Below are 17,356 nucleotides of genomic sequence, written 5' to 3' on the forward strand. Positions count from 1 at the left end.
AACGCCAAAAGCTATTCACCTTGCCGGTCAGGGTCAACGCCGATGAGGCAAGGTCCACGCAGCACCGCTTGCGGTTGCAATGCGGCGGGAAAGGTCACCAGCGGATCAGGGCCGAGCCCCAGGTGAACCCGCCGCCCATGGCCTCGATGAGGACGAGTTGCCCGGGCTTGATCCGCCCGTCCGCACAGGCCGTCGCAAGGGCGAGCGGGATCGAGGCCGCGGAGGTGTTGCCGTGGTCTTCCACGGTCACCACGACGCGGGACGCATCGATGCCCAGCTTGCGCGCCGTCGCGTCGATGATGCGCCGATTGGCCTGGTGCGGCACAAACCAGTCTATCTGGTCCGCGGTCACGCCCGTCAGCCGGAACGTCTCCTCGATGGTCTCGGCAAGGCAGGTCACCGCATGCCGGAACACCTCCTTGCCTTCCATGCGCAGGTGGCCGGTCGTGGCGGTAGCCGAGGGACCGCCGTCCACGAAAAGCTTGTCGAGATGGCGGCCATCGGCCCGCAGGTGCGTCGACAGCACGCCCCGATCGGTCAGTTCTCCGTCGCCGCGTCGCGCCTCCAGCACCACCGCTCCGGCGCCATCCCCGAACAGCACGCAGGTGGTGCGGTCCGTCCAGTCCAGGATGCGCGAGAACGTCTCAGCGCCGATCACCAGGGCTCGCCGGGCGGCGCCCGCGGCCAGGAACTTGTCGGCCGTGGTCAGCGCGTACACGAAGCCGGAGCACACGGCCTGCATGTCGAAGGCCGCGCCGGTGTGCGACCCCAGCGCCGCCTGGACCTGCGTGGCGACTGCGGGGAACGTGTAGTCCGGGGTCGCGGTGGCGACGATGATCAGGTCGATGTCAGGTCCGCTGAGCCCCGCGGAGGCCAGAGCCGCCCGCGCAGCGCGCGTGGCCAGCACGGAGGTGGTCTCCTCCTTGGCGGCGATATGGCGTCGGCGAATCCCGGTGCGCTCGATGATCCACTCGTCGGAGGTGTCCACCATGGTGGACAGTTCGGCGTTCGTAAGAACCCGTTCTGGCAGGCTGTGGCCGCAGCCGATGACGACGGAACGCAGTGTCATGACGAGGGGGTCTCCGGCGCCGCGACAGCCGTTTCAGGCGCCGCGCTCGGGAAATGGACCTCGAGACTGTCGCGAATCTTGGACAGCAGGTCGTGCTTGACCATGTCATAGCCCAGTTCAACCGCCGCCGCGAACCCTGTCGCGTCGGCCCCTCCATGGCTCTTGATGACGATGCCGTCGAGGCCGAGGAAGACGCCGCCATTCGCGCGGCGCGGGTCCATCTTCTCGCGCAGTGCGGCGAACGCGCCCTTGGCGAAGATGTATCCGATCTTGGCCATGAGCGTGCGGCTCATAGCGCTGCGCAGATAGGTGGCCATCTGCTTGGCCGTGCCTTCGGCGGTCTTGAGCGCGATGTTGCCGGCGAAACCTTCCGTCACCACCACATCCACGGCGCCCTTGCCGATATCGTCGCCCTCGACGAAACCGGCGTAGCTGAGATGGGGGAATGAGGCCTCCTTCAGGATGCGCCCGGCCGACTTCACCTCCTCGACGCCTTTGATCTCCTCCACGCCCACGTTGAGGAGGCCGACGGTCGGCTTGTCGATCCCGAACACGATCTCCGCCATGGCCGAGCCCATGATGGCGAGGTCCACGAGATGCCGCGCGTCCGCGCCGATGGTGGCGCCGACGTCCAGCACGATGGTTTCGCCCCGGATGGTCGGCCAGATCGCCGCGATGGCAGGCCGGTCGACCTGCGCCATGGTGCGCAGGCAGAACTTCGACATGGCCATCAGCGCGCCGGTGTTGCCGGCCGAGACAGCGACGTCCGCCTCGCCCTTCTTCACGGACTCGAGCGCCCGCCACATCGATGACTTGTACCGCCCCTGCCGCAGCGCCTGGCTCGGCTTGTCGTCCATGCGGATGGCGATATCGGCGTGCTGGAACGTCGTCACGGCCTTCAGAACCGGATGCTGCTCCAGCAAAGGCAAGCAGTCCTCGGCCTTGCCGTGAATGATGAACTCGGCGTCGGGCCGCCGTTGAAGCGTGAGCGCGGCCCCGGGGATCACCACGGACGGCCCATGGTCACCCCCCATCGCGTCGAGCGAAATCCTCACTTTTTGGGTCATGAAAACAGTGGCCTGCCCGGAAACGACTCGACAACCCCGGAGCCGCACGCGGGCTCGTGCGGACGGCGGACAATAACGGAGCGGCCGCGCGAGGCAACCGCGTTTTCCCGAGAACGAGAGAGCGTCAGCTGTCGCGCTCGCGGTTCAGGTTGGCCAAGGCCGCGAAGGGGGAGTCCTCGGCCCCATTGTCTTCCTGGTGCTCGAATTCCTCCACGCCCGGCTTGCGCGGATACGGGTCCAGGCCCAGCGCCAGGAACTCGGCGACGAGCGCGCCGAGATCGATCTTGCCGTTCACGATGGGATCCGGCGCATCAATGAGCTCGGACGAGCGCTCCTCGTCCCCCTCCTGAGTCCGAGCCTCCGGCGCGTCCTCGGCGAATTCGAGATCGACCTCTTCCGCCACGGTGGCCGGGAATTCCTCGAGCGTCACCACGCAGGTCTGCCGAATGTCGGCGGTGACCTCGCCCGTCACCTTCACGGTGCGGCCGCGGCCGGTGAGTTTGAACAATCCTTCCAGCCGGTCGACGCCGTTCAGCTTGTAGGCCTTGGCGATCGCCTCTCGCTCCGCGGGCGTCGCTTCCACCTGCGTCTGAAGGCCGCCCGCCGGAATCGTCGAGACATCGACCATGCGGGAGAGCAGCGGAGGAACGGTATGTTCGCTCATGGGCGACCTCCGAAATAAGGGTCCGGGGCCGGGAACGGCAGCCGCGCTGCGGCGATGTCGTCGAACCCGACCCGATCGAAGGCGTCCGCCGAATCACGCACGTAGCGGGCCATCTGCGCAGCCTCGGATTGCAGGTCCGCCGCGCCGGCATAAACGTTCCGCAGGATCGCGTCCTCGAGCGGCTCGGCCCCGTTGAGCGCGTCCTCGTAGGCCTTGGCGCGTCCGAAAAACGCGCTCGCCATCGTCTTCATGCGCTTGGGAACCACCACGTCTCCCACGCCGAGTTCCCGCAGCGCATGGTCGAGGTGCTTGAAAATGGCGTCCACGAGATCCTGCGCCAGGTCAGGCCCGGGCGCTGGCAGCGCCTTCAGTCGCCTGAGCGTCAGAAAGGCGTGGATGACCAGGAGGTCGAAGCGCCCCTCGACGGTGTCCGGGGCCCGGCCCTCATGATAGAAGGCGGGCTCGCGCGAGTGCCCGGCGACCGCCGCATAGAGCCGGTCCACCATATCGGCGTTGGGGTCCCGCCGCCTGAAAAGGCCGAAGATCATGCCTGCTTGTGCCGCGGCGAGGCGGAGCGCCCATGCTCCCAGGTCGCCCGCGGCGCTCCTTGCAATTCCATCGGACGCGGGTTACGGCATCCCTGCCGGTTCCGGCAAGAGAATTCGTCGGGCGAAGTCCCGCCCCCCTCTATCCGGCCCCTTCGTCGGCCTCCTGGGAGTTCATCGATGGCGTCTCGCAAGACCTCGGAAAGGTCCTTCGCCGCGGCTTGGTCCATGCGGCTCGTGCTTGGCGCCGCGCTTGGCCTCGGTCTCTCGGCCTGCAACACCGAGGCGCAGAACCGCGGCTACGTGCTGGACGAGAACCTGCTCAGCCAGTTGAAGGTGGGAACCGACGCCCAGAAGGTTCTCTCCACCATGGGAACGCCCTCGACGGTGTCCACGGTCGGCAACCAGACCTGGTACTACATCAGCCAGAAGACGAGCCAGCCGCTGCAGTTCATGAACCCAACGGTGATCGACCAGCGCGTGTTGGTGGTCAACTTCAACAAGGGCATGAAGGTCGAGAAGATCGCCAGCTACGGCATGCAGGACGGCGTCGTGTTCGATTTCATCAGCCGCACGACGCCGACGGGCGGCAACGAGCTCTCCGTGGTCCGCCAGCTCCTGCGCGCGACCGGCCAGGGCGTCATCTGATTCGCAGCCGCAAGCTGCACGCGAAAGCCCGCGGTCTCCCGCGGGCTTTTTTGTTGGGCGGATCTCGTTGGCCGCTCGAACGAGACGAAAGGGCCCGTCCAACCGGGCCCTCCCCGTCACGCCGCGTGGGCGAGGATCGCCAGCAGCAGCAGCGCGACGATGTTGGTGATCTTGATGGCGGGGTTCACGGCCGGGCCGGCAGTGTCCTTGTAGGGGTCGCCCACCGTGTCGCCGGTGACCGAAGCCTTGTGCGCGTCGCCGCCCTTGAAGTGCTTCACGCCATCCTTGTCGATGAAGCCGTCCTCGAAGGACTTCTTGGCGTTGTCCCAGGCGCCGCCGCCCGAGGTCATCGAGACGGCCACGAACAGGCCGTTGACGATGACGCCCAGCAGCGAGGCGCCCAGCGCCGCAAAGGCCGACGCCTTGGAGCCGGAGATGGCCAGCACGCCGAAATAGGCCACCAGAGGCGCCAGCACCGGCAGGAGCGACGGAACGATCATCTCCTTGATCGCCGCGCGCGTTAGCATGTCGACGGCGCGGCCGTAGTCCGGCCGGTCCGTGCCCTGCATGATGCCGGGCTTCTCCTTGAACTGCCGGCGCACCTCTTCCACCACGGAGCCCGCCGCGCGGCCGACCGCCGTCATGGCGATGCCGCCGAACAGGTAGGGGATGAGGCCGCCGAAGATCAGGCCCGCCACCACATAGGGGTTGGACAGGTCGAAGGAGACCGCGCCCACGTCCTTGAAGTACGGCACGCCAGCCTTGGTGAAGGCCTGGATGTCGTTGGTGTAGGCGGCGAACAGAACCAGCGCGCCGAGACCGGCGGAACCGATCGCGTAGCCCTTGGTGACCGCCTTCGTGGTGTTGCCCACAGCGTCGAGCGCGTCCGTCGAGTGCCGAACTTCCTTGGGCAGGCCGGACATCTCCGCGATGCCGCCGGCGTTGTCCGTGACCGGGCCGAAGGCGTCGAGGGCCACGATCATGCCGGCCAGGCCGAGCATGGTGGTCACCGCCACCGCCGTGCCGAACAGGCCGGCGAGCTGGTAGGTGGCGATGATGCCGCCGACGATCACCAGCGCCGGAAGCGCGGTCGACTCGAGCGACACGGCCAGGCCCTGGATCACGTTGGTGCCGTGGCCGGTGACCGAGGCCTGGGCGATGGAGACCACGGGCCGCTTGCCCGTCCCCGTGTAGTACTCGGTGATCCAGACGATCAGGCCGGTCACGAGCAGGCCCACGATGCCGCAGGCGAAAAGCTTCGTGCCGGTGATCGTGACGCCCCCAACGGTCCCGATCGCGCCCCAGCCCAGGTACTGGGTGGCGATGGCGAGGCCCGCGATCGACAGCAGGCCGGTTACGATCAGGCCCTTGTAGAGGGCTCCCATGATGGAGTTGTTGGCGCCCAGCTTCACGAAGAAGGTGCCGATGATCGACGTCACGATGCAAGTGGCGCAGATCGCGAGCGGATAGATCATCGCCGAGGCGAGGATCGGCTGCCCGGCGAAGAAGATGGAGGCCAGCACCATGGTGGCGACGACCGTCACCGCGTAGGTCTCGAACAGGTCCGCCGCCATGCCGGCGCAGTCGCCGACATTGTCGCCCACGTTGTCGGCGATGGTCGCCGGATTGCGCGGGTCGTCCTCGGGGATGCCGGCCTCGACCTTGCCCACGAGGTCGGCGCCGACGTCCGCGCCCTTGGTGAAGATGCCGCCGCCAAGACGGGCGAAGATCGAGATGAGGGAGGCGCCAAAGCCGAGCGCCACCAGCGCGTCGACCACCACGCGGCTATCCGGGGCGAGCCCCATGGGCCCCGTCAGCACAGTGTAGTAGACGGCGACGCCGAGCAGCGCCAGGCCAGCCACGAGGAGGCCCGTGACGGCGCCCGCCTTGAACGCCACGTCGAGGCCCGAAGCCAACGACTGCGCCGCGGCCTGCGCCGTGCGCACATTGGCGCGGACGGATACGTTCATGCCGATGAAGCCGGCGGCGCCGGACAGGATCGCTCCGATGGCGAAACCGATGGCGACGGTAACGCCCAGAAGCCAGGCGAGGACGACGAACAACACCACGCCGACGATCCCGATCGTGGTGTATTGCCGCTTGAGGTAGGCTTGGGCCCCCTCCCGGATCGCGGCGGCGATCTCCTGCATGCGCTGGGTGCCGGCGTCGCGACGGTTCACGTCCGCGACCGCCCACACGCCGTAGGCGACCGATAGCAGGCCGCCGATGATGATCAACGCTAAAGCCATTGTGCCGTCCTTGCAGTTCCCACGCGGTACGGCCCTCTGCGCCTGACGGCGGCGAGCCGCTATTGTGACGCGCCCCCCTAGGGAAGCGGCGCAAGCGTGACAAAATCGGAAGGCCGACGCAAACGGACTTTCGAGTGAATGGCAGGTTTCGGCAGTCTTTTTAGGCTTTTGCGCCGGCGCGGGCAGCGGCTCGCCTAAGCCGGCCTGCGCGCCAGCCCTCGCCAGAGCAGCAAGGCCAGTCCCAGCGCGGCTGGCGGGAAGATCACCTCGTTCACCGCCGTCCAGCCGGCCGCGGCCAGAATCTGACCGGAGGAGAAGGATCCCAGGGCCATCGTCCCGAAGACGAGGAAGTCGTTGAAGGCCTGCACGCGGGTGCGCTCGGCAGGCGCGCAGGTTTCCGTCACCATGGCGGAAGCGCCGACAAAGCCGAAATTCCAGCCGAGGCCGAGCAGGATCAGGCCTATCCAGAAATGAGCGACGCTCACGCCCGCCATGTCTACGATCCCGGCGGCGCACAGCAGCAACAGGCCGACTGTGATCACCCGAGGCGCCCCGAAACGGGAGATCAGCGTTCCCGTGAAGAAGCTCGGCCCATACATGGCGATCACGTGCCACTGGATCGCCAAGTTCGAGTCCTCCAGCGAATGGCCGCACATCCTCATGGCGAGCGGGGCGGAGGTCATCACCAGGTTCATCAGCGCATAGCTGATGACGCCGCACAGGGCGGCGGCGATGAACTTGGGCTGGCGCACGATCTCGCCAAGCGGGCGACCTCCGCCTGCTCCGATCGCCGCTCGTGGCGGCAAAGGAATGCGCACCTGGGCGAGCACCATCATGGCGATCACGGCCACGGCCGCCTGGGCCAGGTAGCTGGCCGCGAACAGGTATGGCGGCCAGAAGTTCATGGTGTGCTGGATGAGTTGCGGCCCGAATACGCCCGCCACGACGCCGCCAGCCATGACATACGAGATGGCGCGCGGGCGGAAACGGTCGCTGGCCGTATCCGCGGCTGCGAAGCGGTACGACTGGGCCACGGCGGCGTAGAAGCCGCCGAAGAAGGTCGCCAGCGAATAGAGCGCGAAGGAGCCGGTCATAATGGCCGCGCAGGCGATCAGGCCAGTGAGGCCGCCCGCCGTCGCACCCGTCAGGAACGCCGCCCTGCGTCCGTAGCGCCTGGCGATGGCGCCAACCGGCAGCGTGCCGAAGGCCATGCCAAGCACGAACACGGAGACCGGCACGGTGGCCCAGGCCGCGCTGGGCGCCAGTTGCGCTCCGACGATCGCCCCAGTGGCGAAGACGACGGTCGAGTTCGCGCCGGCCAAGGCCTGGGCCACGGCCAGGATCACGGCGTTTCGACGCGCGAGGCGGTCATCGGCGACAGGGGCGTGCATGGGGCCTCAGAAGTGGCTGAAGGAGCCGTGGGCGAGGGACACGGGGGCGCCGTGGCGCAAGACCACGAAGGGATCGCCCGCAGAGCCCACCGTCCCGATGGGAGTCGCCGGCACGCCCAGCGCAGCCGCCTGACTGCGGAAGGCTTCGACCTGGCCGGGCTCGATGGTGCAGAGCACCTCGTAATCGTCCCCGCCCGTGACCGCGCGCTCCAGAAGACTGGGCTCGTGCGCGATCGCCGTCTTCGCCGCCTCCGACAGAGGCGCCGCGTCGAGATCCAGCGCGCCCCCTACGCCCGAGGCCGCAAGCATCTTGCGAAGATCGCCGACAAGCCCGTCGGAGACGTCCATGGAGGCCTTGGCGTAGGCCAGCAGGGCTGGCCCCAACGCCAGCCGCGGCTGCGGGCGCAGGTAGCGGGACAGCAGGTGCTCCCGCTGGGCCGGCGTGAGCGCCTTGGCCCAGCGGGCATCCGGATCCAGCCGCAGGGCCAACCCGAGCGCTGCATCGCCGATCGTGCCGGACGCCAGGATCACGTCCCCCGGCTGCGCCGCCATACGCACGGGCATGCGGCCGGCCGGCACGGAGCCAATCACCGTCACCGATACCGTCAGCGGCCCCGGCGTCTTCACCGTGTCGCCGCCCAGAAGCGGACAGCCGGTCGCCTCGGCTCCAGCCTGCAGGCCTTCCGAGAAGGCGGCGAGCCACTCCTCCGTCCAGTCCGGCGGCAGGGCCAGCGCCAGCAGAAAGCCGCGGGGCTCCGCGCCCTTGGCGGCGAGGTCCGACAGGTTCACGGCCAGCGCCTTCCAGGCGACGTCCTGGGGCGGATCGGAAGGGAAGAAGTGAACGCCGCCGACGATCGCGTCGACCTTGAGCACGAGGTCGCGCCCGGCTTCGCCTGCGAGCCGCGCCGCGTCGTCCAGGAGGGCCATGCCCCCCTCGCCCGCCATGGGCCGGAAATACTTCGCGATCAGTTCGTCTTCGGACGGCCGGTGCTCCATGGCGATGGCGCCCTCCCGGCGTCCGCGGGCCGTCAGGCGCGCTGCTTGCTGAGTTCGTCGCCGCGCACCTCGCGGGCGATGGAATCGAGCACGGCGTTCACCATGCCGGACTCGTCTCCGTCATAGAAGGCGTTGGCCACGTCAACGTATTCGGTAATCGCCACGCGCGCGGGCACATCCTGGCGGCGGATGAGCTCGTACGCGCCCGCGCGCAGGATCGCGCGCAGCACCGCCTCGATCCGCTTCAGCGGCCAGCCCTTGGCGAGGGCCGCGTCCACCTTCTGATCCACGAGGCGCTGCTCCTGCACCACGCCGGACACGATCTCGCGGAAGAAGCCGGCGTCGGCCGGCTTGAACTCCATCTCCTCGATCTCGCGCCCCATCCAGTGGGCCTCGAAGTCGGCGACGGCGTCCAGCACGCCCTTGCCGGACAGCTCCATCTCATAGAGCGTCTGCACGGCTGCGAGGCGCGCGGCGGAGCGTTTCTCGCGCTTATCGCCGCGGTTTTCGGCCTTGGCCATCCGATCAGATCCTTCCCGCCGCGCAGCGGCGCTTGATTCTCAGCACGGCAAGGGCGGCCTCCGCCGCTCCCCCGCCTTTGTTCATTTCCGAGACCCGCGCCCGGGCCCATGCCTGCGCGTCGTTCTCGACCGTCAGGATGCCGTTGCCGAGCGGAATGCGCCGCGTCACCGAAAGGTCCATCAGCGCCCGCGAGCTCTCGCCAGCAACGATGTCGTAGTGGCCCGTCTCTCCACGGATAACGCAGCCCAGGGCCACCACCGCGTCGAAGGGACGCCCGGCCGCCTCCGCCCCATCCAGCGCGATGGCGATGGCGGCCGGGATCTCGAGCGCGCCCGGGACCGTCAGCACGGTGACTTCGGCCTGCTCCGCCTCAGCCACCGCCTTGGCGCCGGCCAGCAGTTCGTCCGCGATGTCGTCGTAGAAGCGGGCTTCAACGATCAGCAGGCGGCCCTTGGTGGGCACGCCGTCGGTCGTGGCGCGGGCGAAGCGAGGGGCGGCCATGGTCGGATCCCGGCGGTTGTCTGGAGGCGGCTGTCAGTAGCCCCCCTCGCGCGCTTCTGCAAGCCGCGCGGCGTAGCGCGCCATCTGGTCAACCTCAAGGTTCACGTTGTCGCCGGCCTTAAGCGCGCCGAGGGTCGTCACCTCAAGCGTGTGCGGGATCAGGAAGACCGTGAAAAGGTCGCGCTCCACGCTGTTCACGGTCAGCGACACGCCATCGATCGCCACCGAGCCCTTTTCCGCGATGAACTTCGCCAGCCCCTTTGGGGCGCGGATCGTAAACCGCGCCGTCGGCCCCCAGGCGCCGCCGTCCTCGGACGTGACGTCATCGCGCGCGACCACCTCCGCGACCCCGTCCACGTGCCCGGAGACGAGGTGGCCGCCCAGTTCGTCCCCAATCTTGAGAGAGCGCTCCAGGTTGAGCTTCCGGCCAACCTGCCAAGCGCCCACTGTGGTCCGCGCCAGGGTCTCGGCGGCGGCGTCCACCGTGTACCAGGAGCCGCCCTCAGGCCGCGGCCCGAAGCCGGTCACGGTCAGGCAGGGACCGCCAGTGGCGATGGAGGCGCCCATCTCGATGCTCTCGGCCAGATAGGAGCAATGGACGCGCAGGCGCCGGAGCGATCCCTGGTGATCCTCAACGGCGACGAGCTCGCCTACGTCCGTGACGATTCCAGTGAACATCAGCGCCTCCTTTCGAAGCTCTGCCAAAGGTCGCGGCCGAGCGGGACCGGCGCGGCGCGCTCGACATGCGGGTCAGTTTCCATAAATCGGGCGAGGGCCGGCCCAAGCGCCGGCAGTCCGGCCCGGCCGAGAGCCTCCGGCCCGGTGAGCAACTCGAGCGCGTCCACCTGGCCGACGGCGGCGAGGGCCTCGGCGAGCCGCGGCCCGCCTTCGCAGAAGACGCGCGTAACGCCGCGCCGTGCCAAGGCCCCCACGGCGGACAGGAGATCGACGCCACCTTCAGGCGCCGACGCCAGACGCTCGATCACAGCGCCCTGCCCCGCCAGAACCGCCTCCCGCTCGGCGGGCGCATCCTCCGCGCAGAGGATCCACGTCGGAACCTCCCCGGCCGTGGCGGCCACGCGGCTGGCGGGCGGCGTGCGCAGCGCGCTGTCCAGTATGACCCGCACCGGCGAGCGATGCTCCAGCCCGGGAAGCCGGCAGGTCAGGGCCGGATCATCGGCCAGCACCGTCCCGACGCCGACCATGATGGCGTCGTGCTGGGCCCGCATCAGGTGAACCCGGGCGGCGGCTTCCGGCCCGGTGATCATCAGCCGAGGACCTTCCGCTCCCGCGGCGAAGCCGTCCGCCGAGCGGGCGAGCTTCACCGTCACCATGGGGCGCCCCTCGACCATGCGCTTGATGAAGCCACGGTTCGCCCACCGCGCCTCGCGCCCGAGGGCGCCGACGGTCACATCGATCCCGTGCGCGCGCATGAGGATGTGCCCGCGCCCGTTCACGCGCGGGTCGGGATCCTCGATGGCGGAAACCACGCGCGCGATACCGGCCTCGATGATGGCGTGGCTGCACGGCCCCGTCTTGCCGAAGTGGGAGCATGGTTCGAGGGTGACGCTCATGAAAGCGCCGCGCGCGGCTTCCCCCGCTTGCGCCAGCGCCACCGGCTCGGCATGCGGCCGTCCGCCGGGCTGCGTCCAGCCGCGTCCCAGGATGACCGGCCCCTGCGGGCCTGGCCTCCACACCACGGCCCCCACGGCGGGATTTGGCCACGTGTCGCCCAGGCCCCGGCGGGCCAGCGCCAGGGCGATCCGCATGGTGGCGATGTCGTCGGGATGGAAGCGCTGCGCCGGCCCGGTCGGCGCGCCGACGGGCGGCTCGGTCGTCATGACGGCTCGCGCGAGCTCGCCTTGCGCGCCGCGGCGAGGTCTTCCTCGGGCCCGGACAGCTCGCCCAGAAGGTTCTCGAAGTCCTTGGCCTCGCGGAAATTCTTGTAAACGGACGCGAAGCGCACATAGGCCACGTCGTCGAGGGCCTTCAGCCCCTCCATCACCAGCTCGCCGATGGTCGCGCTCGGGATGTCGCCGTCGCCCAGGCTCTCGAGCTGGCGCACGATGCCGTTGATCATGCGCTCGACCCGCTCGGGCTCCACCGGGCGCTTGCGCAACGCGACCTCGATGGACCGCACCAGCTTGTCGCGCTCGAACGGGATGCGCCGCCCGGAGCGCTTCACGACCATGAGCTCGCGCAACTGCACCCGTTCGAATGTGGTGAACCGGCCCCCGCAATCCGGGCACACGCGCCGCCGCCGGATGGCGGAGCTGTCGTCGGTCGGCCGCGAGTCCTTCACCTGCGTGTCGAGGCTAGAGCAATAGGGGCAGCGCACGGGTGGTGATCCTCGCCGTGATGAATTGGCGCGGTCATCCCCGGCCGCCTGCAAAGCAGGTCGGGAAGGGAATCCAGGGGCAAACGCGCATGCGGCCCCTGGATTCCCTTCCCCTCCGCGCCTTTGGCGCTCCGGCCGGGGATGACGGCGTGTTACGCGTAGATCGGGAACCGCCGCGTCAGCTCCGTCACCTTGTCCTTCACAGCCTGCTCCGTCGCCGCGTTGCCCTCTTCGCCGTTCTGGGCGAGCCCGTCCAGCGTCTCGACGATCAGCTCCCCGACGCGCTTGAACTCGGCCACGCCGAAGCCGCGGGAGGTCGCGGCCGGCGATCCGAGGCGGATGCCCGACGTGATGGTCGGCTTCTCGGTGTCGAACGGCACGCCGTTCTTGTTGCAGGTGATGTGGGCGCGCCCGAGCGAGGCCTCGGCGGCCTTGCCGGTGAGCTTCTTCGGCCGCAGGTCCACCAGCATCAGGTGGTTGTCCGTCCCGCCCGTCACGATGGCGTAGCCGGCCGCCTTGATCGTGTCGGCCAGCACCTTGGCGTTGTCGACCACTGCGCGGGCGTAGAGCTTGAACTCCGGCGTCAGCGCCTCGCCGAAGGCCACCGCCTTGGCGGCGATCACGTGCATCAGCGGGCCGCCCTGCAGGCCGGGGAACACGGCCGAGTTGATTTTCTTGGCGATGTCCTCGTCATCCGTGAGCACCAGGCCGCCACGCGGGCCGCGCAGGGTCTTGTGGGTGGTCGAGGTCACCACATGCGCGTGCGGGAACGGCGACGGATGCGCGCCGCCGGCGACGAGGCCCGCGAAGTGCGCCATGTCGACCATGAAATAGGCGCCCACCGCGTCGCAGATCTGGCGGAAGCGGGCGAAATCCCAGTGCCGGGCGTAGCCTGAGCCGCCGGCGATGATGAGCTTCGGCTTGTGCTCCTGGGCCAGGCGCTCCACCGCGTCCATGTCGACCGTCTGGTCCTCCGGCCGCACGCCGTAGCTCACGACCTTGAACCACTTGCCCGACATGTTCGGCGCGGCGCCGTGGGTGAGGTGGCCGCCCGCCGCGAGGTCGAGACCCATGAAGGTGTCGCCCGGCTTCAGCAGCCCCAGGAACACCGCCTGGTTGGCCTGGGAGCCGGAGTTCGGCTGCACATTGGCGAACTTGCAGCCGAACAGCCGCGTCACGCGGTCGATGGCGAGCTTCTCGGCGATGTCCACGAACTGGCAGCCGCCATAATAGCGGCGGCCGGGATAGCCCTCCGCGTACTTGTTGGTCATCACCGAGCCCTGCGCCTCCAGCACGGCGCGGGACACGATGTTCTCCGAGGCGATCAGCTCGATCTCATCGCGCTGACGGCCGAGCTCTAGGCGAATCGCTTCCGCGATCTCCGGGTCGCGATCCTTGAGGGACGCGGCGAAGAAGCTGTTCGACATATGGCTCTGGCGCGCTTCGCTGAGGGACATCGTTGGTCTCCGGCCCAGGGGGCTCACGTGACGGGTCGGCTCGTGTCGACTGTCGGGTCTTTGCACCTGCGGCGACGACGCAGCCCGCCGCCCCCGCAAGATGTGGGGGGTCTATACCCCATGCGTCCCCAGATTGGCTAGGCGGCTGGATGATGTCTGTCGCGAAACCGACGCAGGCGCCGTCTCTCCCCGGCAACGGGGAGCGGGCTGGGCTTGGGGCCGTCGCGCGCGCCCCTCATCCGGCCAAGCTTCGCTCGGGCACCTTCTCCCCGCGCCGGGGAGAAGGGCTCACCCCGCGGCCGCCTTGGCGCGCGAGTGCCCGCCGAGATAGGCGGCCCGGATGTCCTCGTTGGCCCAGAGCTCGGCCGGGTTGCCCGTGAGCACCAGCCTGCCGGTCTCGAGCACGTAGCCGCGATCCGCCACCGAGAGGCCCATGCGGGCGTTCTGCTCCACCAGCAGCACGGTCGTGCCGCGCTCGCGGATCTGGCCGATGATGGCGAAGACTTTCTGGACGATGACGGGAGCCAGCCCCAGCGACGGCTCGTCCAGGAGCAGCAGCTTGGGCTGCGCCATCAGGCCGCGGGCCACCGCGACCATCTGTTGCTGGCCGCCGGAGAGCGTCCATCCGAGCGCGTCCGCAAACGGGCGGATGTCCGCGAACAGGTCGAACATCTCGTCCGCCTCGCGCTGGATCTGCGCCTTGCTCAGACCTTTCCGGTTGGAGGCGCCCAGCATGATGTTCTCGCGCGCCGAGAGGCCCGGGAACACCCGCCTCCCCTCCGGCACATGCGCGATGCCGCGCCGGACGATCTCCTCCGGCCCGAGGCCGAGGATGGACTGGCCCTCGAACAGGATGTCGCCCGCCGCGGGCTTCGCCAGACCGGAGATGGAGCGCAGCGTCGTCGACTTGCCCGCGCCGTTGCCGCCGAGCAGGGTCACGACCTCCCCAGCCTCCACGGCGATCGAGAGCCCATGAAGGGCCTCGATCTCGCCGTAGCGGACCACCAGGTCCTTGCACTCAATAAGGGGCATCGGGCTCGCTCCCGAGATAGGCGGTGACGACATCGGGGTGATTCAGCACCGAGACCGGATCGCCGTCCGCGATGCGGCGGCCGAAGTTCAGCACGGTGATGTGCTCGGCCACGTCGCTGACCAGCGTCATGTCGTGATCGATGATCAGGATGGTGAGCCCCTTGGCGGCGATGCGCTTGAGCAGGGCCGTGAGCTCCAGCTTCTCCGTCGAGTTGAGGCCGGCGGCAGGCTCGTCGAGCAGCAGCAGGGTCGGGTTCCCCGCAAGGGCGCGGGCGATCTCGATCAGGCGCTGGTGGCCGTAGCTGAATGACGTGACCAATTCGTCGGCCCGGTCCCCCAGCCCCACGAAGGCCAGGGCCGCACGCGCCCGGGCGTCCAGCGCATGGTGCGCCTTCTGCACGGGGTTGCCGGGGTGCTCCGCCCCGATGATCACGTTCTCGACCGCCGTCATGGTGCGGAACAGGCGGATGTTCTGGAACGTGCGCCCCAGGCCCGCAATCGTCCGCCTGTGCGGCGGCAGATTGGTGACGTCGAGACCGTCGAGCGTGATCGACCCCGCCGTCGGCGCGTAGATGCCGGAGAGCACGTTCAGCGTCGTGGTCTTGCCCGAGCCGTTTGGCCCGATCAGCGCGTGCACGCTGCCCCGCTTCACGCTGAAACTGACCCCGTCCACCGCCTTCAGGCCACCGAAATGCTTGGCGAGCCCCTCGACCCTGAGCACCTCGGGCGCGTGGCCGGAGGAGCCGCGAAGCTCCAGCGCAGTCGCCTCGGCCCGAACCGGCGCCACTCCCGACCTGGATCCGAAGCGGCGGGTGAACTGCGAAATCCACCCCCAGATGCCGTCCGGCATGAACAGCACGATCAGGATCACGGCCAAGCCATAGATGGCCAGGTAGAGGCCCGGCACCGACTTGAGGAAGCGCAGCCATTCCGGGATCAGGATCAACAGGCCGGTGCCCACCACCGCCCCGATCGGCGAGGCGACGCCGCCGAGAAGCACCATGGTGAGGAACACGATGGATTCGGCGAACGAGAACTGGTCCGGGCTCACATAGGCGAAGCCGCCGGCGAACAGGGCGCCGCCGAGGCCGCCCAGAAGCGCGCAGATGGCGAAGGCGGTCACCTTCGTGCGCTGCACGTCGATGCCGGCCACGCTGGCCGCCAGTTCGTTGTCGCGCACGGCCCGCATCGCGCGCCCGAGCGGCGACGACGGCAGCCGCCAGACGAGGTAGCCGACGACCGCCAGCACGGTGACACAGAAGGCCAGGTAGGCCTGCGCCGTCGTGAACAGGCCCGGCCGGGAGATGCCGGACACGCCGTCCGGCCCGTGGGTCACCGGGATCCAGTTGATCATCACCAGCGTAACGATCTGCTGAAAGCTGATCGTGACCATGGCGAGGTAGTGGCCGCCGAGCCGGATCGTCGAGGCGCCCAGGAACGCGCCTGCAGCCAGCACGGTGACGAGGCCCAGGCCGATGCAGACCCAGAAATTGAGCCCGTAATCCACGGTGCCGAGGCCGACCGCATAGGCGCCCAGGCCGAAGAAGGCCGCCTGCGCCAGGTTGATCTGGCCGCAAAGGCCGAGCACCACCGTCAGCCCCATGACGGCGACCGAGTAGGTGGCGGCCTGCATGAGGATGTTGGTGATGTAGGCGTCGAAGGAATGCGTCGCGGCGAAGAACACCGCCACCGCGGCCAGCGCCACATAGGCGAGGAGACCGAGCGGGGCCGTCCGACGCGCGGCGGGTGAGACGTCAGTGATGCTGGTCATGCCTTTTCCGCCACCCGTTCGCCGAAGAGGCCCTGCGGCCGGAACACGAGGAAGAGCACGAGCACCAGGAAGGCGAAGCCGTCCTTGTAGGGCACGGACACGTAGGCCGCCCCGAACGTCTCGATGACCCCCAGCGCGAGCCCGCCGATGATCGCGCCGGCCACGTCGCCGAACCCGCCGATGATGGTGGCCGCGAACGCCTTGAGCGCGATGGTCCCGCCCATCTGGATGGACACGAACAGGATGGGGGCCACCAGGATGCCGGCGAGGCCGCCGATCAGGGCGCTGTACACGAAGGTGATCATGATCATCGCGGCGACGGGAATCCCGAGCAGCGAGGCCATCTCCTTGTCCTGCGAGGTCGCCTGCAGCTTCTTGCCGAGCAGCGTGTGCTCGAAGAACCAGTACTGGAACGCCACAAGCACGATCGTCACCGCGATGATCAGCAGGTACTGGCTGTCCAGGTAGACCGGCCCGATGTTGAAGCCGGGCGTCTCGAACACCGGCGCCAGCACCTGGGGCTGCGGTCCATAGAGCGCCAGCATGGTGTTGGTGACGAGGATCGAGGCCCCGATGGTCGAGATGATGACCGGCAGGTAGGTCCGGTGCCGCAGCGGGTAGTAGACGCCGAGATTGAAGATCACCCCGTAGACCGCCATGCCGCCCAGCGACAGCAGCGCCGACAACCAATAGGGCCAGCCCAGGTCCACCGCGAAGATGACCATGAGGAACGCCGCCACCATGGAGAATTCGCCCTGGGCGAAGTTCACCACGTTTGTGGCGCGGAAAATCAGCACGAAGCCCAGCGCCACCAGCGCGTAGACAGACCCGATGCCGATGCCCGTGAACAGCAGTTGAAGCACGAGATCCATGACGACCCTTTGAAACGGCTTGTGGCCAAGCCTTCGGTCTGGCGTTCTCCGCCGTCATCCCCGGCGGCGCGAAGCGCCGGTAAGGGGATCCAGGGGGGCTTGGCGCCAAGCGGCCCTGGATCCCCTTCCCCTCCGCGGCTGCGCCGCTCCGGCCGGGGATGACGGCGTGTTCAAACGAGAGAACGTAGGAACGGAAAACCGCTGGCCGGCGGCGCCAGCCAGCGGGACGCGAAG

The 17,356-nt window shown here is 68.7% G+C and carries 17 protein-coding genes; 1 reads left to right on the top strand and 16 read right to left on the bottom strand.

Annotated elements, in window-relative coordinates; translation table 11 throughout:
• Positions 1-94: 94 nt before the first annotated feature.
• The 4 genes from SLNSH_RS03855 to SLNSH_RS03870 form a co-directional block, all read right to left on the bottom strand.
• Positions 95-1,069, bottom strand: coding sequence for a beta-ketoacyl-ACP synthase III (locus tag SLNSH_RS03855; protein ID WP_106335337.1), 975 nt, complete (start codon positions 1,067-1,069; stop codon positions 95-97).
• On the bottom strand, positions 1,066-2,136 hold the full coding sequence (gene plsX / locus SLNSH_RS03860) for a phosphate acyltransferase PlsX (protein ID WP_106335338.1): 1,071 nt from the start codon (positions 2,134-2,136) through the stop codon (positions 1,066-1,068). The genes SLNSH_RS03855 and plsX overlap by 4 nt, the downstream gene beginning before the upstream one ends.
• Before the next feature lie 124 nt (positions 2,137-2,260).
• Positions 2,261-2,800, bottom strand: coding sequence for a YceD family protein (locus tag SLNSH_RS03865; RefSeq protein WP_106335339.1), 540 nt, complete (start codon positions 2,798-2,800; stop codon positions 2,261-2,263).
• Positions 2,797-3,348, bottom strand: coding sequence for a ubiquinol-cytochrome C chaperone family protein (locus SLNSH_RS03870; RefSeq protein ID WP_106335340.1), 552 nt, complete (start codon positions 3,346-3,348; stop codon positions 2,797-2,799). The genes SLNSH_RS03865 and SLNSH_RS03870 overlap by 4 nt, the downstream gene beginning before the upstream one ends.
• Before the next feature lie 177 nt (positions 3,349-3,525).
• On the opposite strand from SLNSH_RS03870, the gene SLNSH_RS03875 reads away from it, so the two are divergent.
• The gene (locus SLNSH_RS03875; protein WP_245422031.1) at positions 3,526-3,993 is read left to right on the top strand and encodes an outer membrane protein assembly factor BamE; all 468 of its coding nucleotides are present in this window, start codon (positions 3,526-3,528) and stop codon (positions 3,991-3,993) included.
• 116 nt (positions 3,994-4,109) lie between these two features.
• Here the strand turns inward: SLNSH_RS03875 and SLNSH_RS03880 are convergent, their stop codons facing one another.
• The 12 genes from SLNSH_RS03880 to SLNSH_RS03935 form a co-directional block, all read right to left on the bottom strand.
• Positions 4,110-6,242 carry a sodium-translocating pyrophosphatase gene (locus SLNSH_RS03880; protein WP_106335341.1) on the bottom strand — a complete coding sequence of 711 codons (2,133 nt, stop codon included), beginning with the start codon at positions 6,240-6,242 and terminating at the stop codon, positions 4,110-4,112.
• Positions 6,243-6,436: 194 nt separating this feature from the next.
• Positions 6,437-7,633: an MFS transporter gene (locus tag SLNSH_RS03885; RefSeq protein WP_106335342.1), complete on the bottom strand. Its 1,197-nt coding sequence runs from the start codon at positions 7,631-7,633 to the stop codon at positions 6,437-6,439.
• 6 nt (positions 7,634-7,639) lie between these two features.
• Entirely contained in the window at positions 7,640-8,629 is a 990-nt protein-coding gene (thiL, locus tag SLNSH_RS03890) for a thiamine-phosphate kinase (RefSeq protein ID WP_106335343.1), read from the bottom strand.
• Between the two features lie 32 nt (positions 8,630-8,661).
• Positions 8,662-9,150, bottom strand: coding sequence for a transcription antitermination factor NusB (nusB, locus tag SLNSH_RS03895; protein ID WP_106335344.1), 489 nt, complete (start codon positions 9,148-9,150; stop codon positions 8,662-8,664).
• Positions 9,151-9,154: 4 nt separating this feature from the next.
• The gene (gene ribH / locus SLNSH_RS03900; RefSeq protein ID WP_106335345.1) at positions 9,155-9,652 is read right to left on the bottom strand and encodes a 6,7-dimethyl-8-ribityllumazine synthase; all 498 of its coding nucleotides are present in this window, start codon (positions 9,650-9,652) and stop codon (positions 9,155-9,157) included.
• A gap of 33 nt (positions 9,653-9,685) precedes the next feature.
• Positions 9,686-10,330, bottom strand: coding sequence for a riboflavin synthase (locus tag SLNSH_RS03905; RefSeq protein WP_106335346.1), 645 nt, complete (start codon positions 10,328-10,330; stop codon positions 9,686-9,688).
• Complete coding sequence (gene ribD / locus SLNSH_RS03910; RefSeq protein ID WP_245422033.1) at positions 10,330-11,493, bottom strand: bifunctional diaminohydroxyphosphoribosylaminopyrimidine deaminase/5-amino-6-(5-phosphoribosylamino)uracil reductase RibD; 1,164 nt, start codon at positions 11,491-11,493, stop codon at positions 10,330-10,332. Before ribD ends, SLNSH_RS03905 begins: the two co-directional genes overlap by 1 nt.
• Positions 11,490-11,990, bottom strand: a complete 501-nt coding sequence (nrdR, locus tag SLNSH_RS03915) for a transcriptional regulator NrdR (protein WP_106335347.1) — start codon at positions 11,988-11,990, stop codon at positions 11,490-11,492. Before nrdR ends, ribD begins: the two co-directional genes overlap by 4 nt.
• Before the next feature lie 152 nt (positions 11,991-12,142).
• Positions 12,143-13,447, bottom strand: coding sequence for a serine hydroxymethyltransferase (gene glyA / locus SLNSH_RS03920; RefSeq protein ID WP_106335348.1), 1,305 nt, complete (start codon positions 13,445-13,447; stop codon positions 12,143-12,145).
• 288 nt (positions 13,448-13,735) lie between these two features.
• The gene (locus SLNSH_RS03925) at positions 13,736-14,479 is read right to left on the bottom strand and encodes an ABC transporter ATP-binding protein (RefSeq protein ID WP_106335349.1); all 744 of its coding nucleotides are present in this window, start codon (positions 14,477-14,479) and stop codon (positions 13,736-13,738) included.
• Positions 14,466-16,250, bottom strand: coding sequence for a branched-chain amino acid ABC transporter ATP-binding protein/permease (locus tag SLNSH_RS03930; protein WP_106335350.1), 1,785 nt, complete (start codon positions 16,248-16,250; stop codon positions 14,466-14,468). Before SLNSH_RS03930 ends, SLNSH_RS03925 begins: the two co-directional genes overlap by 14 nt.
• Positions 16,247-17,122, bottom strand: coding sequence for a branched-chain amino acid ABC transporter permease (locus tag SLNSH_RS03935; RefSeq protein ID WP_106335351.1), 876 nt, complete (start codon positions 17,120-17,122; stop codon positions 16,247-16,249). Before SLNSH_RS03935 ends, SLNSH_RS03930 begins: the two co-directional genes overlap by 4 nt.
• Between the last annotated feature and the right edge of the window lie 234 nt (positions 17,123-17,356).

The sequence above is a fragment of the Alsobacter soli genome (assembly GCF_003004785.1).
Taxonomy (GTDB): Bacteria; Pseudomonadota; Alphaproteobacteria; order Rhizobiales; family Beijerinckiaceae; genus Alsobacter; species Alsobacter soli.

Excerpts from the sequence above, each read along its gene's own strand:
- SLNSH_RS03855 (WP_106335337.1), bottom strand. The coding sequence starts at position 1,069 with ATGACACTGCGTTCCGTCGTCATCGGCTGCGGCCACAGCCTGCCAGAA.
- plsX (WP_106335338.1), bottom strand. The coding sequence starts at position 2,136 with ATGACCCAAAAAGTGAGGATTTCGCTCGACGCGATGGGGGGTGACCAT.
- SLNSH_RS03865 (WP_106335339.1), bottom strand. The coding sequence starts at position 2,800 with ATGAGCGAACATACCGTTCCTCCGCTGCTCTCCCGCATGGTCGATGTC.
- SLNSH_RS03870 (WP_106335340.1), bottom strand. The coding sequence starts at position 3,348 with ATGATCTTCGGCCTTTTCAGGCGGCGGGACCCCAACGCCGATATGGTG.
- SLNSH_RS03875 (WP_245422031.1), top strand. The coding sequence starts at position 3,526 with ATGGCGTCTCGCAAGACCTCGGAAAGGTCCTTCGCCGCGGCTTGGTCC.
- SLNSH_RS03880 (WP_106335341.1), bottom strand. The coding sequence starts at position 6,242 with ATGGCTTTAGCGTTGATCATCATCGGCGGCCTGCTATCGGTCGCCTAC.
- SLNSH_RS03885 (WP_106335342.1), bottom strand. The coding sequence starts at position 7,633 with ATGCACGCCCCTGTCGCCGATGACCGCCTCGCGCGTCGAAACGCCGTG.
- thiL (WP_106335343.1), bottom strand. The coding sequence starts at position 8,629 with ATGGAGCACCGGCCGTCCGAAGACGAACTGATCGCGAAGTATTTCCGG.
- nusB (WP_106335344.1), bottom strand. The coding sequence starts at position 9,150 with ATGGCCAAGGCCGAAAACCGCGGCGATAAGCGCGAGAAACGCTCCGCC.
- ribH (WP_106335345.1), bottom strand. The coding sequence starts at position 9,652 with ATGGCCGCCCCTCGCTTCGCCCGCGCCACGACCGACGGCGTGCCCACC.
- SLNSH_RS03905 (WP_106335346.1), bottom strand. The coding sequence starts at position 10,330 with ATGTTCACTGGAATCGTCACGGACGTAGGCGAGCTCGTCGCCGTTGAG.
- ribD (WP_245422033.1), bottom strand. The coding sequence starts at position 11,493 with ATGACGACCGAGCCGCCCGTCGGCGCGCCGACCGGGCCGGCGCAGCGC.
- glyA (WP_106335348.1), bottom strand. The coding sequence starts at position 13,447 with ATGTCCCTCAGCGAAGCGCGCCAGAGCCATATGTCGAACAGCTTCTTC.
- SLNSH_RS03925 (WP_106335349.1), bottom strand. The coding sequence starts at position 14,479 with ATGCCCCTTATTGAGTGCAAGGACCTGGTGGTCCGCTACGGCGAGATC.
- SLNSH_RS03930 (WP_106335350.1), bottom strand. The coding sequence starts at position 16,250 with ATGACCAGCATCACTGACGTCTCACCCGCCGCGCGTCGGACGGCCCCG.
- SLNSH_RS03935 (WP_106335351.1), bottom strand. The coding sequence starts at position 17,122 with ATGGATCTCGTGCTTCAACTGCTGTTCACGGGCATCGGCATCGGGTCT.